Source organism: Armatimonas sp., assembly GCF_043757465.1.
Classification (GTDB): domain Bacteria; phylum Armatimonadota; class Armatimonadia; order Armatimonadales; family Armatimonadaceae; genus Armatimonas.
On sequence record NZ_JAYVPL010000155.1, the window covers coordinates 1 to 22443 of the forward strand.

Genomic DNA, 22443 nt, shown 5'->3' on the forward strand with positions numbered 1-22443 from the left:
TGAAGAGTTTAATCCGGCTTCCCCGAAGCCTTCGGCAGACCTGTCGCCGATTCCCCTGTCAGCTAAAGCAGACAGTCCCCTCGGTCGCTTATCTATGGAGATTTCTCGTGCATCAAATTCGGTTTTTCTGTCCCGCAACTGCGCGACATACTCACGGCAGGGCAGTCAGCCCAGATGCCGCAGAAAGACCAGAAGCGTCTTCGGGTTGCGCTCGTAGAGTTCACGGAGGGATTGCAGCTCACCTGTGAGGGTTTGTAGGGTGAGATTGGGAGCGGGTGAGCCGACTTTTATCATGGTCTATTTTTCAAGAAACTTCTCGGGGGCTTTTGTAAAGGCCGCTTTGCCGCTCACGCAGCCGAGCTTGACCTCTTGACTTTCTCAGCGTTCTGGTTGTTCTCCAGGCGGACTTTCATGGCAGTGCCGACTTGCTGGAGTGCGCCTGATCCACGAAATACACCCACGCTCCCGTACCGGCGGTGGGACTTCGGGACTCACGCGCAGTAGGCTTTCCAGCCACCAGGTACATCGGCGACATCGGTGCGGCTCTGACGCAACAGCAGTGAGACGGCGATGGCGGAGCGATAGCCGGAGCCACAGATAACGGCGAGCGGCCCTTGGGGGATTTCTGCCATACGCTGGTTCAGCTCCGCAATGGGAATATGCACGGCGCCCTCGATATGGCCCGCTTCCCACTCACCGAGCGTTCGCACATCTAGCACGGTCGGAGCTGCGCCGACTTCGAGTAGGGCTTTCAGCTTGCCAGGTTCTAGTGTTGTTGCTCTGGCAAGCTCGCCGCCCGCCGCCTTCCAGCTCTCCATGCCACCATCGAGCCAGCCGAGCAGATTTTCGTAGCCCACCCGGATCAGGCGGGTCAGCGCCTCTGTCTCACGGCCCGGCTCCGCGACCACGATCACGGGTGCGGTAGGGGGAAGCACGGCTCCGACATACGGAGCGAAGTTGCCGTCGAGCTGCACCTCAATCGCACCGGGAATATGCCCCGCTTTAAATGCGCCCGTCGCGCGGGTGTCCAGCACTAGCACGCCGTCTTCACTGCGCTCCTCGACCTCGCTCGGCGTGAGTGCACGCGCCTGGCGCAGAACCTCTCCCACACTGGCTCCTCCTTCTTTATTTTTGGCAGCATCGTGGAAGAAGTAGGTGGGAGGGGCGCTCAGTCCCTGGACGGAGTAGGCGATAAAACCCGCTTCGTCGCCACTCATCGCAAGGCGTAGCGGCAGATTCACCGCTTTTTGTACCGCGAGTGTGCTCACCCGATCATTGGAGAGATTCTTGCCGCACGATGAGCCCGCGCCGTGGGCAGGCCAGACCTCAATAGCATCGTCGAGGGGCAGGATCTTCTCCCGCAGCGATGTGTAGAGCATGTAAGCCATCTGCTCGCTCGTCAGGCCCTTGGCACCAACCAGATCGGGCCGCCCCACATCCCCCAGAAAGAGCGTGTCTCCCGTAAAGAGGCGTGAGGGCTGCTCGGCTGCTTCGGCTAGAATCGTAATGCCCTCAGGCGTGTGACCTGGTGTCGCCAGAAACGACAGGGTCAGATCACCGAGCAGAATCGTCTCACCGCCCGAGATCGGTTGGTGGGAAAAGCTTGCTCCGGAATCGGCTCCCAGCAGAATCGTCGCCCCAGTGCGCTTGGCAAGCTCGACGTGGCCGCTCACGAAGTCGGCATGGAGGTGGGTTTCAATAACATATCTAATACTCAGGCCCGCGTTTTTCGCGTCCTCAATGTACTCCTCCACATCCCGGCGCGGGTCTATCACGGCAGCTTCTCCGTTCGCACCCCCGAGGAGATACGAGGCGTGCGCAAGGCAGCCCAGGTAGTAGGGTTGAAAGAACATAATCGTTTAGCTCCGTGCCCGATTCCAGGGCATCTTCCCCAGGAGAGTTGCCATGGCGCAGGTGCCCGTCGCCCCCGCCCCGAAGATACCCACACCCACGAGAGCGGGGACGGAGAGCCAGCCGATATGGATAAAGTAGGCCAGCGGTGTGGCGATCATGAGCGCGGTTCCAGCAATCATCTGCACTTGGCGCATGAGTGAGAGCCGGGTCGAGGCGGTCTTCACGACGGGCAGTACGGCATCTATCCAGGCTTTGGTTCCGCCTTCCAGCACGATCAGATCGTCGTGGTGGGCCTTGAGAAGCTCACAGGTCATCTTGGCACGCGTGCCACTCTGGCAGATCAGCACGACAGGATCATGGCGCTGGAGATCGTCAATGCGCGCCTCCGCTTGCTCCATAGGGAGGTTCATGGCGCCAGGAATATGCCCCTCGGCATACTCCTGCGGCGACCGCACATCTATGAGCTGAAAGCGCTCGCCGTGTGTTAAGCGGTCGTTGAGGGTGGAAGGGGAGAGGGTAAGCGTACTCATAAAAATAACTCTTTCGTTTCGTATTCACCAAGATAGAGGCATTGTTTTCACTAAAGGATTCATAGATGTCGAAAAATTTCGCGGGCTACCATGTAGATACCCATTAGGAGCAGAAAGATTCCAAACGTGGGGCGGAGCTTCTCGCCCGGAATTCGCTTTGAGAGCAGCACTCCGATTCCCATGCCCACTACCGCGAGCGCCGTGAGCGTCAGCAAAAATCCCCAGCTTGCCTCACTGCGAACTTTAGTATCGGAGAAGAAGCCAAAGAGGGAGTTGGCGGCGATAATTGCCAGCGATGTTCCCACGGCCCGCTTGATCGGGAGCTTTGCGGCGAGCGTGAGCGCGGGGACGATGAGAAAACCGCCACCGGCACCAACAAGCCCTGTGACGACACCGACGACCAGCGCGGGGAGCGTCAGCGACCCCGCTTTTTCATCTTGCGATGCTTCTTTGCGCTTTCGGAGCATCGAGACTGCCGTGGCGAGCATGAGAGCCGCGAAGAGCACTAACAGCGCTGTGTCGCGAGAGATCATTCCCAGCCTCTCGGGGATAGCGGGGAGCAGGAAGTGGCGCGTCAGCCAGACGGTTACAAACGCGGGAAGGGTAAAGCGCACTGCCGCTAGGACGTCTACCAGCCCACGCCGTGCCATCAGCGCCGCACCGAGTGCCGCCGTCACCCCGACAATAAAGAGCGAGTCACCCGTCGCTTTTGAGGCCGACTCGCCAAAGAGATAGACCAGAACCGGAACCGTGAGGATTGAGCCTCCGCCACCCATCAGGCCCAGTGTGATCCCAATAATAACTGCCGCCGCGTATCCTAAGATTTCCATAGTTTCTGCAGTCGCAGAGGGCGCAAGACGGAGAAAGGATTCAAAGATATTTTCCGTAATCAGCGCTTATCTGGGAGTTTATCGGCATGAATCGTGATGAATTTTGGCAGATTATCGAGACGGCGCGTCTCGCCACCGATAACGACCCTGATGCCCAGTCAGAGGCAATCGAAGCGCACCTACGCACGCTCCCCGACGGTGAGCTGATCGCCTTTCACACGCACTTTGATACGCTCTATGCCCCGACTTACCGCATGAATCTGTGGGGGGCGGCCTATATCATCAACGGGGGCTGCTCCGACGATTGCTTCGACTACTTCCGTGCCTGGCTGATCGGGCGCGGGCAAGCCACCTACGAAGCCGCTCTCGCCAACCCCGACTCCCTCGCTGAGATCGCCGAAGAGGAAGACTGCGAACAAGAAGACCTGCTCTCTATCGCCATCGAAGTCTGGCTCAAGCGCCACAACAAAGACTGGGATGATCTAGAAACAGACAACCCCTTTCCCAGTACCCCCAACTCCGACCCTGGCCCCGCGGAGTGGGACGAAGAGGACGAAGAAGGCCTCGCCCGTCTCTACCCGCGCCTCTTCGAGAAACTCTGGTAAATCAAAAAGGCCCCGCCGAAGCGGGGCCTTTTGGGGTTTTGGTAGGCGAAGTGCCTACAGGCCCTTGTCCTCAAGGAAGTTGAGCAGGTCGGCGAGGCGGTTGGAGTAGCCCCACTCGTTATCGTACCAGGCAACTACCTTGACGAAGCTACCCAGCCCGATGGTGTCAATCGCGCTGAAGATCGAGCTGTGCGGGTTGCCCTTGAGGTCAGTGGAGACCAGCGGCTCATCGTTGTACTGGAGGATTCCCTGGAAGCCAGGGGTCGCAGCGGCGGCCTTCATTGCGGCGTTGATGTCGGCAACGGGGGCGTCCTTGGAGAGCAGCGCAGTGAAGTCCACGACGGAGACCGTAGGGGTGGGGACGCGGAAGGCCATGCCGGTGAACTTGCCCTGAAGCTCGGGGATGACCAGGCCGACGGCGCGAGCCGCGCCCGTGGAGCTCGGAACGATGTTCATTGCGGCGGCGCGGGCATCGCGCAGGTCTTTGGTGGCGGTGTCCACGGTCTTCTGGGAGTTGGTGTAGGCGTGGATCGTGGTGAGTAGGCCCTTCTCGATTCCAAATGTCTCGTGCAGCACTTTAGCAACCGGTGCGAGGCCGTTGGTGGTGCAGCTCGCGTTGGAGATCACGTGGTGCTTGGCCGGGTCGTACATGTGCTCATTCACACCGAGCACGATGGTTAAGTCCTCGTTCTTGGCGGGCGCGGAGATCACGACTTTCTTGACCGTGCCCGTCTTGTGCGCCACGGCCTTGGTGGCATCGGTGAAGAATCCGGTGGACTCGACCACGATATCCACATTCTCGGTGCTCCAGGGAATCGCGGCGGGATCGCGCTCCGCGAAGACCTGGATCTTCTGACCATCCACCACAAGATCGGTGCCTTCGTAGCCAACGGTACCCTTGAAGGGGCCGTAGTTGGAGTCGTACTTCAGGAGGTGGGCGTTTGTGAGCGCGTCCGTCAGGTCGTTGATCGCCACAATTTGAACGTCGCCGTTCAGCCCATATTTCTCATAGATGGCGCGGAAGGTCAGACGCCCGATGCGCCCGAAGCCGTTGATGCCAACACGTACTGCCATTTTTTTTCCTCACAAATCGAAAACGATTAGATGTGCGGCAGCGTCTCGGGCATCATTGGCGCGACGTTTCCGCCAATCAAAGAGGATACCCGTTTTGACGTTTAGACGCAAGGCAGACTGTCTTAAATCCCTGGAAACGCATCTCGGCGCACGAAGATGCGGGCGTTCTTGATCCGGCCATTGGGCGCAGGCTCGCCTTGGCGGGGCAGGAGCTTCACACCCGTGATGTTTTGCTCACTTCCAATGTCCACGACCAAGTGATGTGGGTGGTTCTGCTCACCGCTGGAGTAGGCCGTGTGCCAGTGCGTGCTGGGGTTACCATCCACCGCATTGTCCGACTTTCCGTCCTCCGAACCGCTCTCCTCGCTGCTGGCATAGATCACGCGTGCCCGGAGCGGCTTACCATTTTCTCCCAGCACCGTCAGCTCTGCGAGCGTGGCGAAGGCATCGCCTTTGTAGTTCGAGAGGCTCTCTAAACACAGATAGCGGCCCGGAACGGGAGCAGCAAACACAATCGTCTGGAGCGCGCCGCCGTCGGGGAGCGTGCCTTCCCAGGCGGGGGCAAGCGAGACCAGGCTCAGGTTCTGCCCACGCTTGCGGTGGGGCTGTCCGGGCAGGGCATCGGGGCGCAGGTCGTCGAGGATGGTCTCGGTGAGGCCAGAGAGAGCGGCTTGGCGCGGCGCTTCCCAGGCAAGGACAATGATCTCATTGACACCTTGCCTCAGCCAGCAGCCGGGGCAGTAGAGGGTTTGTTGGGGGCCGATATTCCAGTAGCGCCCTAAATGCTGCCCGTTCACCCAGACCATGCCCTTGCGCCAGCTCCGCATGTCCAAGTACGTGTCGCCGGTTTGAGTGACCGCAAAAGAGGCGCGGTAGTAGCTGGGGCCATTGTAGTCCTGCAGCTGATAGCGAAGCCCCGTCGGTGCGGCTTCGAGCGGGAGCGGAAAGACCTGCCACGGAGCAGTCAGTAGTTTGCCGTCGAGGAGCACATCGCCAGCGATGCCCTTGCGATCGTGCAAGCCACTGCCGTAGTTGATGCGGCCCAGTGCCTCAACTAGAATATCGAGCGGGCGTGAGTCAATGCGTGGCGGAACGGAGAGCGTGTGGCTCTCGCCATTGCGCCGATCTAACGTCCCGAGCCGCTCGCCGCCGACCGTGACTTGTGCGCCGTCGTGGACGCCGCTGATCGTGAGCGTTGCCGCCTCGCCGGGGGGGAGCATGGTGCGGTAAAGAATCGCCCCGAGGCCGCAGTTGTAGCTCTCCATCGTGCGCGGCTTGCTGTCCAAGATCGGCTTGGGCAGGTGCTCCAGAACGCGTGCAGACTCCTCGAAGCGAATCCGAGGCAGCGTGATCGTAGGGATCGGAGCAGGTATGGGCGAGAGTGTCTCGCCGGTCGCCTTGCCGATTGCCTCACGAATGGCGAGAAACTTCTCCGTCACACCACCTGCCTCCGGGATCGGGGCGTTGTAGTCGTAGCTTGTGGTGTCGGGGGCGAACTTGGGGAAGTTGGCTCCCGCCCACAGCCCGAAGCTCGTGCCGCCGTGGGCGACATAGAGGTTAAACGATGTGCGCTCGTTGAGCATCGTGGTCACATCGCGCACAATGCCCGGCGTTCCCACTTTCGGGAACGGCTCGCCCCAGTGCGAGAGCCAGCCAGGGTAGTACTCGGTGATGATCAGCGGGCCGCTGGGGCGGAAGCGGCGCAGCTCTTTCAGCGAGCCGACCCCGCCATTGACACCGCAGAAAGTATCCGTGCGCGAGCCGTTCCAGAGCTGGCTGGGGCCGTCGGCGGTGAACAAAGGCACATTTATCCCGGCGCGCTCCCAGAGCTTCTTGATGGCTAAAATATACTCTTTGTCCTTGCCGTAGCTGCCGTACTCGTTCTCGACCTGCACCATTAAAACCGGCCCGCCGTTGGTGACAAGCAGGCTCCGCACTTCTGCCGCAAGCCGCGTGACGTAGCGTGAGACTGCGGCCATGTAGCGCGGGTCTTGCGTGCGGAGCTTAATGTCTTGCACTTTGAGCAGCCACCAGGGAATCCCGCCCAGCTCCCACTCGGCGCAGACATAGGGGCCGGGGCGCAGCATGACCCAGAGACCCTCGGCTTGGGCGAGCTTGATAAATGCGGCGAGATCAGCCATCCCCGCAAAGTTCCAGCGTCCGGGCGTGGGCTCGTGGAGGTTCCAGAAGTCGTAGGTGGCGACCATGTTGCAGCCCATGGCCCTCAGCATCTGCAAGCGGTGCCTCCAGTAGGGGCGCGGGATGCGGCAGTAGTGCATCTCGCCGCAGCGCAGAACCGTGGGCTTCCCATCTATAAGGAAGTCCTTCTCCCCGATCTCAAACGTGTGCTTTGCGTGCTTCATGGCCCTCATTTTACCCCCTAGCCCCCGTCCAACGGGGGGACAAATAAAAAAACGATTCCTTGTATTCCCCCCGCCGGGCGGGGGTTAGGGGGTGCTTTGCTCGTGCACGGCTTGCGCTCCGAGAGGAGGGCATGCCCCATTGCAGAGGCTACTCACTCCCGTCCATGCGCTTGAGTAACCAGGCAAACCAAGCTAGTAACAGTGTTAGGAATAATGCTCCCCCCAAGATAGGAATAACAATAGAGAGGTCTGAATTCCTTACGAGGATGGGGGGAAATAAGGTTATGAAAAGATAGAGAGTGAGCACAGATGAGGAGATCAGCGCTAGAGATTGTGTATAGAAGGCGAGTCGCTTTTGTTGTGAAAAAAGTAAAAGAGTAGTGATGCCTGTGCCGATGCTCATAAGAACCATGCCACCGACGAGAAGGTACTCTTTCCAGCTGTGGGTTAATAGTAAGAGCGAGAGCATGGCGTAAGCATTCCATCCCATCACCCCTGCGATAAGTAGATTCAGTACTGCAATGACAATCTCTCCGGCACTGAGGCGCTGCTTTGGAGTGGGCTTTTGCCGTTGGGCTTGCATGGTGAGCTACCGCGCTTCAATCAGCCGCGCACTGCGCCCCGGAAGCTCGACGGTGTAGCTACCGCCGTGCATTCCTAAATCCTCGTCGCTCCAGACATCGGTGAGATGGGCGGGTTTGGCGAGCGTAATGGTGTGGGAGACGGGAGCATCCGACCAGTTGAAGAGTGCCCAGCGGGTTTTACCGCGTAGCTTGAGCTCCCCGACCGTGAAGTTTTCGTCGGCGAAGCGGGCGCAGACACCTGTGGCGGGGAGCATTTTCTTCAGCATCGCCAGGCGCTCGGGGGAGAGCTGGGTGAGATCGTCGCCGGAGAGTAGCATCCCGCCGGTGGCGTAGAGCAGGGTGGCGTGGAAGACGAACTCGTTTTCGGGCTGGCTGCCCGTGAGGAGAATACAGTCCGGGTCGTTCCACCAGAAGCGCCCGTTCTGCCAGCCCCGGTAGAGGTTCTCACGACCCGTCTTGGTGAACGAGTCCCAGGAGCGGTCAATATCGTTGGACGAGCGCGAGCCGTGAATAAGCCCCAGCGACGGCCAGATCGGGTGGTTGCAGCCCAGAATGATGCTGTTTTTGCCTGCGCCTCGGAGAATGGCCTCCATGCCGCGCCGATACGCCTCGATGCGGGTGGCATTTTTATCGAAGTGGTGGCCGCCGTGGATCGCGCCCCAGTAGTTGGCGTCGAGCTTGAAGTACGTCACGCCCCAATCGCGGTTGAGCGTGCGGAAGAGCGCTTCGAGGTGCTTTTGGACAGCGGGGTTGGTGCCATCGAGGCAGTACCACGGCCCCCTGCGCCAGCCGCCAAAGCCGATCTTGTTGGATGGCAGTGGAGCGCCAGTCTCGTCTTTGATAAACCAGTCCGAGTGCTCAGAAAAGAGTTGTGACCGCTCCTCTGCAATAAACGGCGCGACCCAGAGTGCGGGCTCAAAGCCCTTCTGCGCGATGGCTTTGAGCACGGTCTGGACACTGCCGCCAAATGCCTCGCCTGTGTTTAGCCAGTCGCCCATGTGCGGCTGGTAGCCGTCGTCTATTTGAATGTAGCGCAAGCTCGGCAGGTTCTTTGCGGCCCACTCCAAGTTGTCGTAGATGTTCTTATCGGTGACCTCAGGCCCAAAGCAGTACCACGAGCACCAGCCAGTCGGGACGGGTGTGTGCGTGAGCTGTGGGTGGTGCTTGGCGATGGAGCGCGTGAGCTTGTCGAAAAGCGCCTCGCGGTCGGTGCCAGAAATGGCGAGGAACTCCTCTAGCTCCCAGTGCTCGCCGGGGGCAAGTGTTTTATTTTCCGTGTCGAGCGAGAGACGTAAGCGCGTTGCATCGAAGCTAAGGCGTCCGATAAAGCGTTGGCAGGAAGTAAAGCCGAGTAGCACGCGTTCCTGGTATTCTGGCGCGAGCGTGAGCATCCCGTAGCCCGTGCGTAGGCCATCGGGCTCGGGGATCTTGTAGTGTGCGCGGTCCGGGTAGAGGCCCACATCGGTTGGCATTTCCAAGGTACCCGCAAGCTGGCTGAGCATTTGAAACGCCTCGGCGTAGAGGGGCGTGCTGCCCGGCAAGCCGTGGGCAATATCAAAGAGAACTACTTCGGGGACGGTGATAGCTGCTGCGGTGGGATTACAGAGAGTCGCGCGGCAGAAGCTCCCGTGCCAGGCCCGTGTCAGGGTCAGGCCCGTGGGGGCGTGCGCCGTGCTGGCTTTGAGGCGTTCAAGCAGCACCGGGCTAGTCTTCCTGAGTCTCCGCGAGCATGCGGCCCACCCAGGTGCGCAGCTCATTGGGATCGAAGGGCTTGGTCAGGTACAGATCGGTGCCCTTCACGTAGGCGCGCGTGATGTCGCCCTCGCTGGACTGCGCCGTGAGCAGGATCACGGGCAGCTTGCGGAGCTCCGGCATCATGACATCAGAGATCAGCAGGTCGTAGTGATTTTGAAGGAGTAGAGGCAGTGCGCTGGCACCGCTTTCCGCTGTCTCTACCGTGTAGCCCCCCCGCTCAAGGTTTACCTGGAGGATGCGGCGGATACTTTCGTCGTCGTCTACGGCAAGAATACGCTTGTTCATAGAAAGAATCAGGCGGGAAGAATGCGCTCGACAAAAGCAATGAGCTCCGCCGGGTCGAAGGGTTTGGTCAGATAGAGATCCGTGCCGCTGGTGTAGCCCTGCACCATATCGTCTTCGCTGGTGCGCGCCGTCAGCATGATCACCGGCAAGTCGCCCAAGAGCTGGTCGCGTCGAAGCGCGGCCACGAGCTCGTAACCGTCCATGTCGGGCATCATGATATCGGTGATCAGGAGGCTCGGGCGTTGCAGGAGCATCTGGCGCAAGGCGTCCACCCCCGAGATCGCTGTCACGACCGTGTAGCCGTGGCTCCGGAGATTAAACTCGATCTGACGCAGAATATTGGGGTCGTCTTCGACCACCATAATGGAGTTCGTTATAGAAGGCTGAGACATGGAAACTAATTGTACCGAAAATTATGGCGAAGTGCTTTAGGTAGTGGTAGAATTCACCTGAGTTAATTTAACCATGGTTAATTTTGAAAGAGAAAAATACCTCGGGAAAGCGACAGGCGACATGCTGAAGGCGATTCACACGCTTCAGGGAACGACCTCGCCTGCGGCCCCTTCCGCGATTGCGGTGCGCACGGGAACCTCTCGTGCCTTTGTCACGAAGATGCTCCAGGGAATGGAGCGCGATGGTTTGGTGGACTACACTCCTCACAAAGGTGCCCGTCTCACCGAGCGGGGCGAGCGGCTGGCGCGGGAACTCTCACGCCATCACCGGCTCCTAGAGCGCTTTCTCACCGACACGCTCGGATTCTCTCCCGACGGTGCCCACCAGGAGGCCGAGCGTCTGGAGCATGTGATCTCCGAGGAGTTTGAGGAGCGCTTAGCCATATTTCTCAATCACCCAACGACCTGTCCCCACGGCTCCCCGATCCCGGAGCCAGAAACGCAATGAAGAAATGAAGAAATGAAGAGATATTTTTTGGACGGAAATCTTCTAGGGATAATCGCAATAATTGCAATCTTTCCTGCCTCAAGTTCTGCTCAGGAGACGATCGTGACAGACCGCCCCGACTTTACAGAATCCAATCGCCTCGTTCCCAAAGGGAAACTGCAGCTCGAAAGCGGCTTTACTTTTACAAATCAGCGTCTCGGAATGCACTTGCTCGCTCTGCCGGAAACTCTCCTGCGCTTTGGTGCTGCAAATGGGGTAGAGGGACGTATCGGCTTACCGGGTTTTGAGCGAACTGGAGGAGGGAAAGCGGCGCGGATCAGTGGCTTTGGTGATGCCTATCTCGGGCTCAAACTTCCTCTGCCTTCGCTTCGGAATAGGACGGAACTAGCGCTAATCCCTGCTCTTTTTGTCCCCGCTGGAAAAGTGGGCATTCAAAGTGAGGCCACTCAGCCAGAGATAAAGCTGGTATGGGCACAGAGTCTTGCAGGCGAGCGAAGTCTGAGTGGGATGCTCTATTTTCTCGTTCCTCAGGAAGAAGGGAAGAGGCAGAGGCGCATTCAGCATACAATTTCCTACGGAATATCTCTTGCAAAAAGATATGCCCTTTTTACAGAAGCCGTTACGGATCTGGGAGACAGTATTTTGCCTGCCTATCAGTTGCATAGTGGCGTGACGTTCCAGCCTGATTCAAATACACAGTGGGATATTCATTTTGGAGTCGGCCTGAACCGGCAAGCCCCCCACTCTTTTCTTGCCGCAGGCTACAGTGTTCGGTTTGGAGGGACTCGATGATCAGTTCACCTACAGAGGACAAGCCACTTCCTTCTCTTTCAGAAGCCTATCGGACGGTTGCTGTTCCAAAGAAGGCTCACCCTTGGCGGCGGCTACTTGCCTTTGCCGGGCCAGGCTATTTGGTGAGTGTGGGCTACATGGATCCGGGCAACTGGGGTACCGATATTGCGGGTGGGGCGAAGTACGGCTATGCGCTGCTCTGGGTAATTCTGGCGAGTAATCTGATGGCGATCTTGCTACAGACCCTCTGTGTGCGCCTCGGACTTGTCACGGAAAAAGACCTGGCACAGGCCTGTCGCGACTACTACAAAAAGCCCGCCGCTATTGCGCTCTGGCTACTCTGCGAAGTGGCGATTATTGCCTGCGATCTCGCTGAGGTGATTGGGAGTGCGGTTGCGCTCAACTTACTGCTGGGGGTGCCACTGCTCTGGGGAGTGCTCATCACGGGGCTGGATGTTCTGATCCTGCTTGGTTTGATGCGCTTTGGCTTTCGAAAGGTCGAGGCACTGGTAGTCACTCTCGTTGGCACGATTGCCCTCTGCTTCGCGCTCCAGCTCTTCTATGCACATCCCGACTGGGGGGGGGTAGCACGGGGCTTGGTCACTCCACAGCTTCCGGATAAAGAAGCGCTGTTCATCTCACTCGGGATTCTTGGCGCGACCGTTATGCCCCATAATCTCTACCTACACTCCTCAATCGTCCAGACCCGTGCCTACGAAAAGACCCCTGCGGGCCTGCGCCATGCCCTGCGCTTCGCCACCATAGATACTGTCGTGGCGCTCGGCATGGCTTTTTTCGTCAATGCTGCGATCTTAATTGTTGCTGCCGCCGCTTTCCATGCCAATGGAAAATTCGAGGTCGCGGGTCTGGAAGAGGCGCATGAGCTCCTGAAGCCAATGCTCGGTGGGGCTGCTGCTACAGCCTTTGCCGTTGCGCTTCTCGCCAGCGGGCAGTCCTCGACCATCACCGGAACGCTGGCCGGACAGATCGTGATGGAGGGCTTCCTCAACTTGCGCATCGCTCCGTGGCTACGACGGCTGATCACGCGGATGCTGGCAATTGTCCCCGCTATGGTGCTCATTGCAGCAAGTGGTGGGAAAGATACCGTGCGCCTGCTCATCTTCTCGCAGGTGGTTCTCTCGATGCAACTCTCGTTTGCCATCTTCCCCTTGCTCGCCTTCACCTCCGATAGGAAGCGCATGGGGGAGCACGTCAATCCGCTCTGGCTGAAGCTTGCGGGGCTGGTGGTCTGTACGCTTATCGCGGGGCTAAATATCAAGCTCCTCTGGGATACCCCCCAGATCGGACCGCTCGGGGTTGGGGTTGGAGTTGTCGGAATTGCGGCTTTCGCCGCATGGGTTCGCTGGGGCTATAAAGAGAAAAACTAGCTTGCAAAGCAGACCGAGCTATGATAAACTTTCCCTCGCACCTTACCTTTTGAGAAGGTAATGGGCATGCCGCCTTAGCTCAGTTGGTAGAGCAATGGACTGAAAATCCATGTGTCACTGGTTCAAGTCCGGTAGGCGGCACCTAAGAAAAAACCTCTTCATCTTGGAGAGGTTCTTTTGTTTTTAGGGTATCATTTGGTTTATGAGAACACCTGTTTGCGTTTGTGGGAATACAATACCAAGCCTCAAGATGATTGATGGGAGAGTTCGTAATCTTTCAAATCGAAGGTTCTGCCTGGTCTGCTCGCCTTTTGGGGGGCACAATACGCGAGACTTAACTAAGCCTAAACGCCCCTCTTCCTCCCAGACGGAGAAATTTTGGCGGTATCAATCCCGCGAAAGAAAAGATCGGAAGACGCGGTTGGTTGAGCTTAGGGGAGGAGAGTGCCGGGTATGTGGCTATAAAAAGTGCATTGCTGCGCTGGAGTTCCATCATCGTGATCCCAAAACGAAAGTGTTTGAACTTTCTAAATCCAATCTCTTACGGCGCTGGGATGTGGTGCTGGCGGAGGCAGAGAAGTGTGATCTGCTTTGCGCGAACTGTCACCGGGAGATGGAAGAGAAATTGCGGTTGGGCGAGCTCTCGCAGGGAACTTTTTAGTTGTGGCGAATTGTTAGCTCATATTATGACTTCTTCTCTTCGCGAAGACTATGCCCATGTGGCCCGCCGGTGTGAGACGAGCTTGATTGCCTGTGCACGACGGCTGGTTCGCGGCGACGATGACCGGGTTCTGGATTTGGTGCAGGAAGCCTTGGTGCGTGGCTACGAGGCCTTCCGTGCGGGCAAGTTTATTGCGGGAGGGAATCCCTGCGCTTGGTTGGCGCGTATCCTCACCAATCACTTTATCAATGAGTGGCGGCGCGAGAAAAAATGGAGCGCTGGAGTGACTGTGGATGATGTCACTGCGGGGGGGGAGATCGGGCCGGAGGCGACACGTGCTGAGGGAGCCGATGTGGCGCTTCTGGAGGGCACGCTGGATGAGGCACTGGACCGGGCGCTAGCATCTCTACCGGATGCATTGCGTCTGACTGTGATTCTAGTGGATATACAGGATCTGAGCTATCAGGAGGCGGCGGAGCGCTTGGGGGTCCCCTTGGGAACGGTGCGCTCCCGGCTGGCCCGTGCACGTTTCCAGCTTGCGGAGCGGCTCCAGGACTGGGGAAAGGAAAGGGGGCTGGCATGACACCCTGCCCGCACATGAAGACACTTCTCTCGGCGCTCTCCGACGGTTCTCTGACGGGGCTGGCACGCTGGTATGCAGAAAATCACGCTCGGCGCTGTCCCCACTGTAGCAGTGCTCTGAGCGGACTCCAGACTATCCGAGAGCGTATCCACACACTGGGAGTGTCCACGGGTGAGCCTCTCCGTCTTTCGGACGAGCGCTGGAACAAGATCGAAGTTGCCTGGGAACAGGTGGAGCGCAAGGAAACCTAAGGAAACCCAGGTCAACCTAAGGCATGGGCAACTTTGTACCGAAGTTTAGAAATATCTGTCTGGTATAATTTCACATGCAACCGGAAGCGCCTTACCGGTGTCGGATAACCAGTACAGAATACGCACCGTAAGCAAGTGCGCTTAGGAGAGAGTTAAAAGCCATGTGGAAGCGATTTATGGCCCTGATCAGGTCCTGGTTCGGTAGAGGTCTTGATGTTCTTGAAAACCCCGAGGTTCTTCTGGATGACGCTAAACGTCAGATGACGGAGATGCATGCACGTAACCGTGAGCGTGCGGTGATGGCCATCACGGCGAAGAACAACCTCCAGAATCAAGTGGATGACCTTCAGAAAACCGTAGACAACTTACAAGCTAAGGCTGAGTTTGCCCTCAAACGTGGTGACCGTGAGCTTGCGCTACAGCTTCTCAAAGAGAAGCAGAGCTATGAGCAGAGCCTGGTCAGTGCTAAAGAAACACTGATACAGGCGATCGAAACCTCAGAGCAGGTCAAGATTGCCATCAAGCGTGAGGAAGAGCAGATTCGCCAGAAGACTGCTGAGGCGCTGGCACTCAAAGCAAAGTGGAAGCAAGCCCAGATTCAGTCTGAGATGGAGAAGCAGCTCCAGGGCATGGGAAGCTGGGAAGACAGCAACAATGCCTTCGCCAATGCGAAAACTAAGATTAATACCAAGCTTAACGAAGCCAAGGCAATGAATGAGCTAGGCCAGACCAATGTCGAGAGCCGTCTGCGTCAGCTTGAGGTGAGTGAGTCGGATGTCGTCGCTCAAAGCGAGCTAGAAGCGCTGGAGGCCCGGCTCGGTCTCGCCGCTCCGATCACCCAGAGCGTCGCCGCACCCACCAACGAGATCGAGGCCGAGCTGGCCCGACTGGAGCAAAAAGTCGGCGGCAGCGGCGGTAGCGCCAGCACGGGCAGCTAGTTCGTGTGTCGTCTCTTAGGAATGGTGACAGGCCCACTGGAGCTTCCTCCGGCGGGCCTTCCGTCGTGGTATCACTGCGTGGGAGCCCCTCACGCTCTGCGCCATCAGGCCGAGACCGGAAAAGTGCCTCCAGGAAACCCACCAGGTCATGAGGACTCCTGGGGACTGGGCTGGCTAGATCGCGCAGGGCAGGTCTCTCTGCTGCGACAAGTGGGCTCCGCCAGCGGCTCGGCCTACTTTGTCTTCGCCTCGGAGACGGCTTCCAAAACCGCGTCTGTTTTTTTAGGGCATCTCCGGAAGGCATCGTGCGGTGCCGTCACCAGCGATAATGCCCATCCTGTTCGGGTGGATCCGCTTGAAGGGGAGAGCGGTGATAGTCTTCTTGTTATTCACAATGGCACTCTTAAGGGAGCACTCTTGAGCTGGGTACAGGAAGAGGGGAAGGCCGCGGGTCGTCGCGAGGCGCACTCCGACTCCGATACCGTGGCGCTGGCGGGCTGGATCGCTGCCCAGGTCGGTCACATCGGAGGCGAGCAGAGGCCAAAGAAGCTCGCCGAGGCGCTCCGCCAGCTACTGACTCAGGCGGCCCACGACGGTGATGCTACCCAGAACTACACGGCGATTAACTTGCTGATCGCCGCCCCTGAGGGGCTTTATGCCCTGCGGCAGTGCTCGAAAAATGCTGACTACTACACGTTGTCAGCACGGCCACTGCAAGAAGGCGGCTGGGTGTTAGCGTCGGAGCCAACCGACACGGAGGCGGGCTGGGAAGCGCTTACCCCAGGGGAGCTGGTATTCTATAGTGCACACGATAGTGCCGTTCAGAAAGAGATAGTGGTATGAGCATTCCAGATAGGATCGGACGACTGGGGCGGGCCTATGTCGGCGTGATCAAAGACAAGATTGACGCTGAGCTTTCTGAGCGGGAGACGGCTCTGGATGAGCTCGATGCGAGCGCGGGGAGAGAGCGTCCGGGCAAATCGGTTCCTCCTCCTCCAGCCAGTGAGCTCTCGGATGTGGACAGCTTGATGCGGCGTGCCGAGGAGAAAATCGCAGCGGCGCGGCGGGGAATGGAAGCGCGTCAAGAGCTCGCTCCACCTACAGCTGCTCCTGTTGTGGCTGTTTCGGATACAAACCCTCTCGCTGCTGACTACCGTGTCCTCGGGCTGCCTCTGGGAGCGAGTCTGGGAGAAGTACAGGCCGCCTACGACGATCTTATCCGTCGCAGCGATCCCCAGCGCTTCCCGGAAAACTCCAATGAGCAGGCACAGGCACGGCGTATTCTCGACCGAGTCAACCAGGCCTACGAGAAAATCCGCCGTGAGAACAACCCCACGGAAGATCGTTTCGCTAAACTGGAGCTGTGAACGCCCCCGATCGAGTTGATATCGTTGTCTATGGTACGGTTGCACTGGATCGTTTCTCCCCCTCGGGTAGAGAGCTGCCGGGTGGGGAAGCGCTCAACACGGCCTGCCTGCTGGCGGGCTGGGGCGTCTCTGTGGCGCTTGTGGGAACCGCCATTGGTCGGGATCCCGAGGGCGTACGCCTGCGGGATCTCATCGAAGCGACGGGGCTCTCACGGGCCTTTATCCCCGATGACCCGGATGCCGTCACGCCTGTTTGTGATATTGTTGTCTCACCCAACGGGGAGCGGACGATGTCCGGGCGTGGTTTCGCGCAGGCGATTGCTCCCCCCGTTCCTGAGGCGCTCTTTACCAGCCGCCCGATTCGCCCGATTGTCGCCGTGGATCCGAACTTAGGTCTACAGGCCACCCAGACAGCACTCGCGGCGGCGCAAGCCGGATGCCCACTTATAGCAATGGACTTTGCACACCAGCCTGATGTCGTCGCAGTCGCTGAGGTGCTTCAGTGTAGCTTGGAGTCGCTCCGGCGCTTTGGTGGCCCCACGGGAGAGCCTGAGGAGATCGTCGCCGCGCTCCCTGCTCGTACCGCCCTGCTGACTCTAGGTGCTGAGGGGGGCATCGTCCAGACCCAGGGACGCATCACGCGCTACCGTGCCTATCCTCTCACCGATGTCTGTGACACGACAGGAGCAGGCGATGCGTTTCGTGCCGGACTCTGCTATAGCAGGCTTCAGAACTGGCCACTGGAGCGAACACTTTACTTTGCCAGTGCCACTGCCGCCTGCCACTGCCGCCGCCTGGGAGGAGCCTCTCAAGTGCCTTTAGAGGAAATTCATGACCTCATGGCCAAAAATCCCGTAATTATTTTTTGAGATTTTGTAAGATTGGGCCTATGTCAACCGTTCTACAGATAGATGAAGAAATCACACGGCTCCGCAAGGCGCTACGATCCGGGGAAGGCGCAGCGATTGACCATGCCGCCGCGCCGTTAATTCGTGCCCTTGGAGAGCCGCTTGTGAATCAGGCACGGCGCTTGATCCGCTCGGCATGGCGGCCCTTGGGCGTGGAGGGAGAGGATCTGGTGCAGGATGCCTGGATTCGGGCACTGACCTATCTGACCGAGCCTGGGGGTGAGGCAGTTCGTACCCAAGAGCATCTGCTGCGGCTCTTGCTACGAATGATCAAGCAGCGCTTCCTCGATACCCTGGACCGGGCGGAAGGACGGGACGAACAAGATTTTGACGATGGGAAGGCGGAACAGATGAGCGGTGCTTCCGAGCTGGGGGAGGGGCTTCTCTGGCTGGAGGCGGGGGCACGACAAAAGCTGATCGGGGCACTTTTCGCGGGCGACGATGCGTTTCGTGCGGCCTGTGTGGGCAAGCCCAAGCGGCGGGCACGCCAGTACCAGAGCTATGTGCTCTTTACACTGGCGGAGTTCTACCGACGCGAGGTGCTCGCGGATGGGGAGACGGCGGGGCTCTTTGAGCGCTATGTCTCTCTGCTGGGCATCGCTCCGGAGGACTGGGGAAGAGTGGAGCAAGTGGCAGCCCAGCCAGAGGCGGGAGATACGGAGCTGTTTGCTGTTGTCAATACGCTCTGCGGCACCGCTCTGGCGGAACGAAAAGCGCTCTATGTGCTACGGCATGAGCTAGGAGAGTTAGCATCGTGAGAACTAAAATAACCAATACAGAGATTGTCGCTGTGGTCGAGGGAAACGCCGATACACTGACCGAGCGCCGGGTGCTTGCCGCTGCGCTCCACGATGTGGGGGTGCGGCAGCGGCTGGCACTCCTTAAAGCCGTGGCTGCCGAGACGGAGCCGCTGCCTAGGCTCTCTGCCGCTTTACAGACACAGCTCCAGGAAAATCTTGCGATTGCCGCACGGCGTGTGGGACGCGAGTATGCCGAGCGGCAGAGAGCTGGCTCTGACTCTGCGTCTCTGCCTGGCTGGCTGGAGACGTTTACAGGGACAGTGCGCCGAGTGCTGACTCTGGAAAAACATCGCTTTGGGCTTTCCGCACTCGCGCCTGCACTGGCAGCATCGGTCGCGCCGCTTAGTGTCCAGCGTGAGGTTGTGGAAGCGCAAAAGGTGCGCCTTGAGGTGCACCAGCTCCCCGATAGTCCCACGCGCCTCCGTTTTTATGTGGATGCCAGTGCTTCCCCGGAGTTCCTCTCGGAAGAAGTGACCGGTGTTGCGCTCGCTTTGCAAGAGGAGGGCAACCTGGAACTACAGATCTTGATTGTTCCGGTGAATGCACAAGGGCGTGGGGCCTTGGAGATCCTCGCTCCTGCGGTGCAGGGAGGGGTGAGCCTGCTCGGCGTGGCGCTGGTCACGGCCTAATGGCACACAGAGCACTTGCCCGGCTCAATGCTCTCCTGAAGGCGGTGGAGAGTATGCCCACTGAGGCGCGTCTGGGGGGGCTCTGGCTCGCGCTACAGGCACTGGACGACCCACAGCTCATTCCCTACGTCGCAGACCCTCTCTTGCCTCTTGAGGGGGCGTTTCTCAGCCTGGATAGCCAGCTCCACGCCTTACAGGCTGCAAGTGCGAGCCTGCCTGTGAATGCCGGTGGGCTGGGGACAATCTGGGGGGCACTGTATCTACCCGCACAGCAGAAGGCACGCACTTGCCGTGTTGCGGTTGCGGCCCTCTCCACCCCTACTGAGCTAGGCTGGCCACTCCCCGAGCCCGTCGCCCCCATGAGTCCGAGTGTGGCTCGGAGCGCTGCCGCCGCACTGCGCGAGGCCCTCGCACTCATCGAGCGCGTGGGAATGCCGCCGCCTCGCCCGGTGCACCTGCTCTACGGCGTGGAAGAGGGGCTGTCCGCCGCAGGAGATTCCCTAGGCCTGCCGCTCTTTCTGGCGACACTCTCTGCACTCACGGGCCTGCCCCTGCGCCCCCATCTCGGCGCGACAGGAGCGCTGACTGAAGGAGCACTCTGTGCGGTCCACTGGACGGAGGCAAAGCGCTCGGCGCTCCAAGCCGAGGGGATTATTCTTCTCAGCCACAGCGAGGTCGGAACCCTGGCAGAGGCGGCGGCACAGGCACTGGAAGGTGGCGAGGGCTTTCGATATTCCGTGCCGAGCGCCGTGCCGCCTTTGGTTTCGCTCCCCACATTCCTGGTCGCCGACGTGGAACTGAGCGACCTACTCGGGGCACGTGACGATATCGCCGCATTTGAACGCACCGTTTGCGCCGCACTGGAGCGCCAGGGAGGCTTTCTCTACCGTCGGCAAGCAGCCGTTGAGGAGGGGATTCGTGCTGTCTTTGCGACCCCTGAGGCGGCATGCGCCGCAGGCGTAGCGGTTCAGCAGGCACTGGCTCGGTGCCCCTGGCCGGAAGGTTGTGCGCCGCTGCTGGCACGGATTGGCCTCTACCAGGGCAGTGCGGAGCGGGTGCGCGACGGCTATTTTGGTGCCGCTCCGGGGATGGCATTTCGACTCATGCAGGCCGCACACGCGGGCCAGATTCTTCTGCCCCAAGAGCTTGCCACCGAGGTCACTCTTGTCACGGCAGCTCTGGGAATCCATCGTTTACGCGATCTCTCGATGGCTCTCAATCTATGTCGGCTTGATGCCCCGGAAGTGCCGCTCTGTGAATTGCCACCCCGGACACTCCGCGTACGCAACCACAACCTGCCTCTGGAACCCAATCCTTTGCTGGGGCGCGCGGCGGAGCTTGTCTCTATCCGGGCGTTTCTGGAATCGGGGCGGCGGCTGGTAACTCTGACGGGACCCGGCGGAATTGGCAAGACACGGCTGGCGCTTCAAGTGGCTGCGGAGCTGGCAGACCGATTTGCCGACGGGGTCTGGTTTGTGTCCCTGACCGATGTTCACAACGAAGAGCAGCTCGATGCAGCCATTGCCGAGGCACTTGGCCTAGAGATTCGCGATAGCCGCGTGCGTTTTGTCGAGACCCTGGCAGAGCGACGGATGCTGCTCGTGCTGGATAACTTTGAGACGGTACTAGTAGCCGCTCCCCGTGTTGCCCAGCTCCTCCGCCAAGCCCCCGGACTTGTCTGCCTGGTGACCTCTCAGGCACTGCTCTCACTCACCGGAGAGTGGCGCTTCGAGGTTGCACCACTGGTGCTGGCGGAGGCGGAACGGCTCTTTATTGAGCGTGCCCTTCAGGTAGAGCATGACCTCGCTCTGACCGAGGCAGATCTGGGCTGCATTCGCCGGATCTGTCAGCGGCTGGAGGGAATGCCACTCGCCGTGGAGCTCGCCGCAGCCCGGCGGCGCTTGTTTTCTCTGGAGGAGATCGAAGCTCGTCTGGACAATGCCCTGAGCCTGCTGGTAACCCGTGCACGGGACGTCCCCGAGCGCCAGCGCACTCTACGCGCCGCACTGGAGTGGTCCTTTAGCCTCCTAGACACGTCTGAGCAAAGATTTTTCCTGCGTCTGTCCATCCTTCCCGGAAGCTTCACCCACGAGGCGGCTCGCACGGTTTGCGAAGAGCCTGAGATTTTAGAGTGGCTAGCGGCCCTCGAAGAAAAATCACTTCTCCGACGGGAAGCAGGCGGGCGGTGGCGGATGCTAAGCATTGTACGATTATTTGCTCAGGAGTCCTTAAAACAAAATTCCCCAGAACTGAGAGCCTCCGAGGAAGGCTTACTGGCCTACTGCTCTTCTATTGCGAGGAGCTCTGCTCAGCACCTAGATACCGCAAAAGAACTTGAGAACTTTAAAATTTTAGAAGCGGACTTCGACATTATTCGTTTCTCCATTGAACTAATGCAAGTTCAACCTCCTCAAAGATTCGCCGAATACTTACTAGACTTAGATTATTTCCTTCGTCGTCGAAGATATTTGAAAGAACTCGGCGAATGGTGCGATCTTGCATTAGTCAATCATCAAGAAGAATATACTCTGTTAACTGGAAGATTACTCTTGATGAAAGCATTTGTGTTACGGGAGAGAGAATCAAATGAAGAATCTATAAAATATCTTGAATTAGTTGTCATTGTTGCTAAATATATACATGATTATTTTTTATATGCTGAAGCAATTAGTTTTAAAGGTATTGTTTTAGTTCGTCTTGGTGATTATGATCAAGCTTTGTTATTATATGAGGAAGCTAGTGGGATATATACAAAAGAAAATAATTCAGTACGTTGTGTTAGAAATTTGAATAACCAAGCACAGGTGAAGATCCGGCAACGAAAATTTACTGATGCTGAAAATGATTTGGAAAAAGCGTTATATATGGGTAATGAAATACAGTGTACTCGAGATTTATGTGTGTCTATGACTACTTTAGGGTCATTATATTATCATATTGATGACGTGTTGAAATTTACGGAAATCATGGGTATATTGAATGTGATGTTTTTGGATATGGATGATATTAATAATTTTATAGCTTACTGTGATAATTATTATAGATATAAATATAGGGAAGGTGTAGTTGATGTGAAGGTATTTTTTATAATTATAGATTTGTATAGGGCCACTGGCCTGACTAATTTGCTTGAGGAGGTTACTAGATACTTAAGGTATTGGGTGCCTGGTTTTGATGATTTATATGCTGTATATTTATTGTCTGGTAGTGTGTCAATTGATGTTCGTGACTTGCCTGGACTGGATAAAATTATCAAGAATGCTGCTATTATGTTAGCATGACTGAAAAGTGGTTTTGCCATTTTTGAATTATATATTGATAGTGGGCGTGCCGGAATAAAGTTTGC

23 protein-coding genes and 1 tRNA gene are annotated in these 22443 nt (G+C 58.1%); 14 read left to right on the plus strand and 10 right to left on the minus strand.

From position 1 onward, the window contains the following. Window positions 1-165: 165 nt before the first annotated feature. The 4 genes from ACH2ED_RS21180 to ACH2ED_RS21195 all read right to left on the minus strand — a co-directional run bounded on the left by ACH2ED_RS21180 (window position 166) and on the right by ACH2ED_RS21195 (window position 3214). Complete coding sequence (locus ACH2ED_RS21180; protein ID WP_395094721.1) at window positions 166-294, minus strand: hypothetical protein; 129 nt, start codon at window positions 292-294, stop codon at window positions 166-168. Window positions 295-491: 197 nt separating this feature from the next. Further along, window positions 492-1853, minus strand: a complete 1362-nt coding sequence (locus tag ACH2ED_RS21185) for a rhodanese-like domain-containing protein (RefSeq protein WP_395094722.1) — start codon at window positions 1851-1853, stop codon at window positions 492-494. Between the two features lie 6 nt (window positions 1854-1859). Then, window positions 1860-2384, minus strand: a complete 525-nt coding sequence (locus tag ACH2ED_RS21190) for a rhodanese-like domain-containing protein (protein ID WP_395094723.1) — start codon at window positions 2382-2384, stop codon at window positions 1860-1862. A 59-nt stretch (window positions 2385-2443) separates the two neighbouring features. Next, window positions 2444-3214, minus strand: a complete 771-nt coding sequence (locus ACH2ED_RS21195; RefSeq protein ID WP_395094724.1) for a sulfite exporter TauE/SafE family protein — start codon at window positions 3212-3214, stop codon at window positions 2444-2446. 86 nt (window positions 3215-3300) lie between these two features. Between ACH2ED_RS21195 and ACH2ED_RS21200 the strand changes: the two genes are divergently transcribed. Beyond that, window positions 3301-3819, plus strand: coding sequence for a DUF4240 domain-containing protein (locus tag ACH2ED_RS21200; protein WP_395094725.1), 519 nt, complete (start codon window positions 3301-3303; stop codon window positions 3817-3819). A 54-nt stretch (window positions 3820-3873) separates the two neighbouring features. On the opposite strand, the gene gap is transcribed toward ACH2ED_RS21200, so the two are convergent. The 6 genes from gap to ACH2ED_RS21230 form a co-directional block, all read right to left on the minus strand. Further along, a complete protein-coding gene (gene gap / locus ACH2ED_RS21205; RefSeq protein WP_395094726.1) occupies window positions 3874-4893 on the minus strand; it encodes a type I glyceraldehyde-3-phosphate dehydrogenase in 1020 nt (339 codons plus the stop codon). A gap of 122 nt (window positions 4894-5015) precedes the next feature. Next, entirely contained in the window at window positions 5016-7256 is a 2241-nt protein-coding gene (locus tag ACH2ED_RS21210; protein WP_395094727.1) for a beta-galactosidase, read from the minus strand. A 148-nt stretch (window positions 7257-7404) separates the two neighbouring features. Then, window positions 7405-7839, minus strand: a complete 435-nt coding sequence (locus ACH2ED_RS21215) for a hypothetical protein (protein WP_395094728.1) — start codon at window positions 7837-7839, stop codon at window positions 7405-7407. A gap of 6 nt (window positions 7840-7845) precedes the next feature. Beyond that, window positions 7846-9540 (minus strand): glycoside hydrolase family 36 protein, encoded by a 1695-nt coding sequence (locus tag ACH2ED_RS21220; RefSeq protein WP_395094729.1) that lies wholly within the window; start codon window positions 9538-9540, stop codon window positions 7846-7848. 4 nt (window positions 9541-9544) lie between these two features. Then, entirely contained in the window at window positions 9545-9880 is a 336-nt protein-coding gene (locus ACH2ED_RS21225) for a response regulator (RefSeq protein WP_395094730.1), read from the minus strand. An 8-nt stretch (window positions 9881-9888) separates the two neighbouring features. Beyond that, the gene (locus ACH2ED_RS21230) at window positions 9889-10272 is read right to left on the minus strand and encodes a response regulator transcription factor (protein ID WP_395094731.1); all 384 of its coding nucleotides are present in this window, start codon (window positions 10270-10272) and stop codon (window positions 9889-9891) included. A gap of 73 nt (window positions 10273-10345) precedes the next feature. Here ACH2ED_RS21230 and ACH2ED_RS21235 point away from each other — a divergent pair, with 73 nt between their 5' ends. From ACH2ED_RS21235 to ACH2ED_RS21295, 13 genes are all read left to right on the plus strand, one after another. Then, window positions 10346-10780, plus strand: coding sequence for a metal-dependent transcriptional regulator (locus tag ACH2ED_RS21235; RefSeq protein ID WP_395094732.1), 435 nt, complete (start codon window positions 10346-10348; stop codon window positions 10778-10780). A gap of 102 nt (window positions 10781-10882) precedes the next feature. Beyond that, on the plus strand, window positions 10883-11572 hold the full coding sequence (locus ACH2ED_RS21240) for a transporter (RefSeq protein WP_395094733.1): 690 nt from the start codon (window positions 10883-10885) through the stop codon (window positions 11570-11572). Next, window positions 11569-12960, plus strand: coding sequence for an Nramp family divalent metal transporter (locus tag ACH2ED_RS21245; RefSeq protein ID WP_395094734.1), 1392 nt, complete (start codon window positions 11569-11571; stop codon window positions 12958-12960). The genes ACH2ED_RS21240 and ACH2ED_RS21245 overlap by 4 nt, the downstream gene beginning before the upstream one ends. A gap of 68 nt (window positions 12961-13028) precedes the next feature. Then, a tRNA-Phe gene (locus tag ACH2ED_RS21250) sits at window positions 13029-13101 on the plus strand. A 545-nt stretch (window positions 13102-13646) separates the two neighbouring features. After that, the gene (locus ACH2ED_RS21255; protein WP_395094735.1) at window positions 13647-14204 is read left to right on the plus strand and encodes a sigma-70 family RNA polymerase sigma factor; all 558 of its coding nucleotides are present in this window, start codon (window positions 13647-13649) and stop codon (window positions 14202-14204) included. Next, window positions 14201-14455, plus strand: coding sequence for a hypothetical protein (locus ACH2ED_RS21260; protein WP_395094736.1), 255 nt, complete (start codon window positions 14201-14203; stop codon window positions 14453-14455). The genes ACH2ED_RS21255 and ACH2ED_RS21260 overlap by 4 nt, the downstream gene beginning before the upstream one ends. Window positions 14456-14616: 161 nt before the next feature. Next, window positions 14617-15393, plus strand: coding sequence for a PspA/IM30 family protein (locus ACH2ED_RS21265; protein WP_395094737.1), 777 nt, complete (start codon window positions 14617-14619; stop codon window positions 15391-15393). A 3-nt stretch (window positions 15394-15396) separates the two neighbouring features. Beyond that, window positions 15397-16236, plus strand: a complete 840-nt coding sequence (locus ACH2ED_RS21270; protein ID WP_395094738.1) for a class II glutamine amidotransferase — start codon at window positions 15397-15399, stop codon at window positions 16234-16236. Next, window positions 16233-16760: a hypothetical protein gene (locus ACH2ED_RS21275; RefSeq protein ID WP_395094739.1), complete on the plus strand. Its 528-nt coding sequence runs from the start codon at window positions 16233-16235 to the stop codon at window positions 16758-16760. The genes ACH2ED_RS21270 and ACH2ED_RS21275 overlap by 4 nt, the downstream gene beginning before the upstream one ends. After that, a complete protein-coding gene (locus ACH2ED_RS21280; protein WP_395094740.1) occupies window positions 16757-17629 on the plus strand; it encodes a carbohydrate kinase family protein in 873 nt (290 codons plus the stop codon). Before ACH2ED_RS21275 ends, ACH2ED_RS21280 begins: the two co-directional genes overlap by 4 nt. Window positions 17630-17649: 20 nt before the next feature. Beyond that, complete coding sequence (locus tag ACH2ED_RS21285; protein ID WP_395094741.1) at window positions 17650-18426, plus strand: hypothetical protein; 777 nt, start codon at window positions 17650-17652, stop codon at window positions 18424-18426. Continuing rightward, window positions 18423-19097 carry a hypothetical protein gene (locus ACH2ED_RS21290; RefSeq protein WP_395094742.1) on the plus strand — a complete coding sequence of 225 codons (675 nt, stop codon included), beginning with the start codon at window positions 18423-18425 and terminating at the stop codon, window positions 19095-19097. The genes ACH2ED_RS21285 and ACH2ED_RS21290 overlap by 4 nt, the downstream gene beginning before the upstream one ends. Beyond that, entirely contained in the window at window positions 19097-22378 is a 3282-nt protein-coding gene (locus ACH2ED_RS21295; protein WP_395094743.1) for an NB-ARC domain-containing protein, read from the plus strand. The genes ACH2ED_RS21290 and ACH2ED_RS21295 overlap by 1 nt, the downstream gene beginning before the upstream one ends. The last annotated feature ends 65 nt before the right edge of the window (window positions 22379-22443 follow it).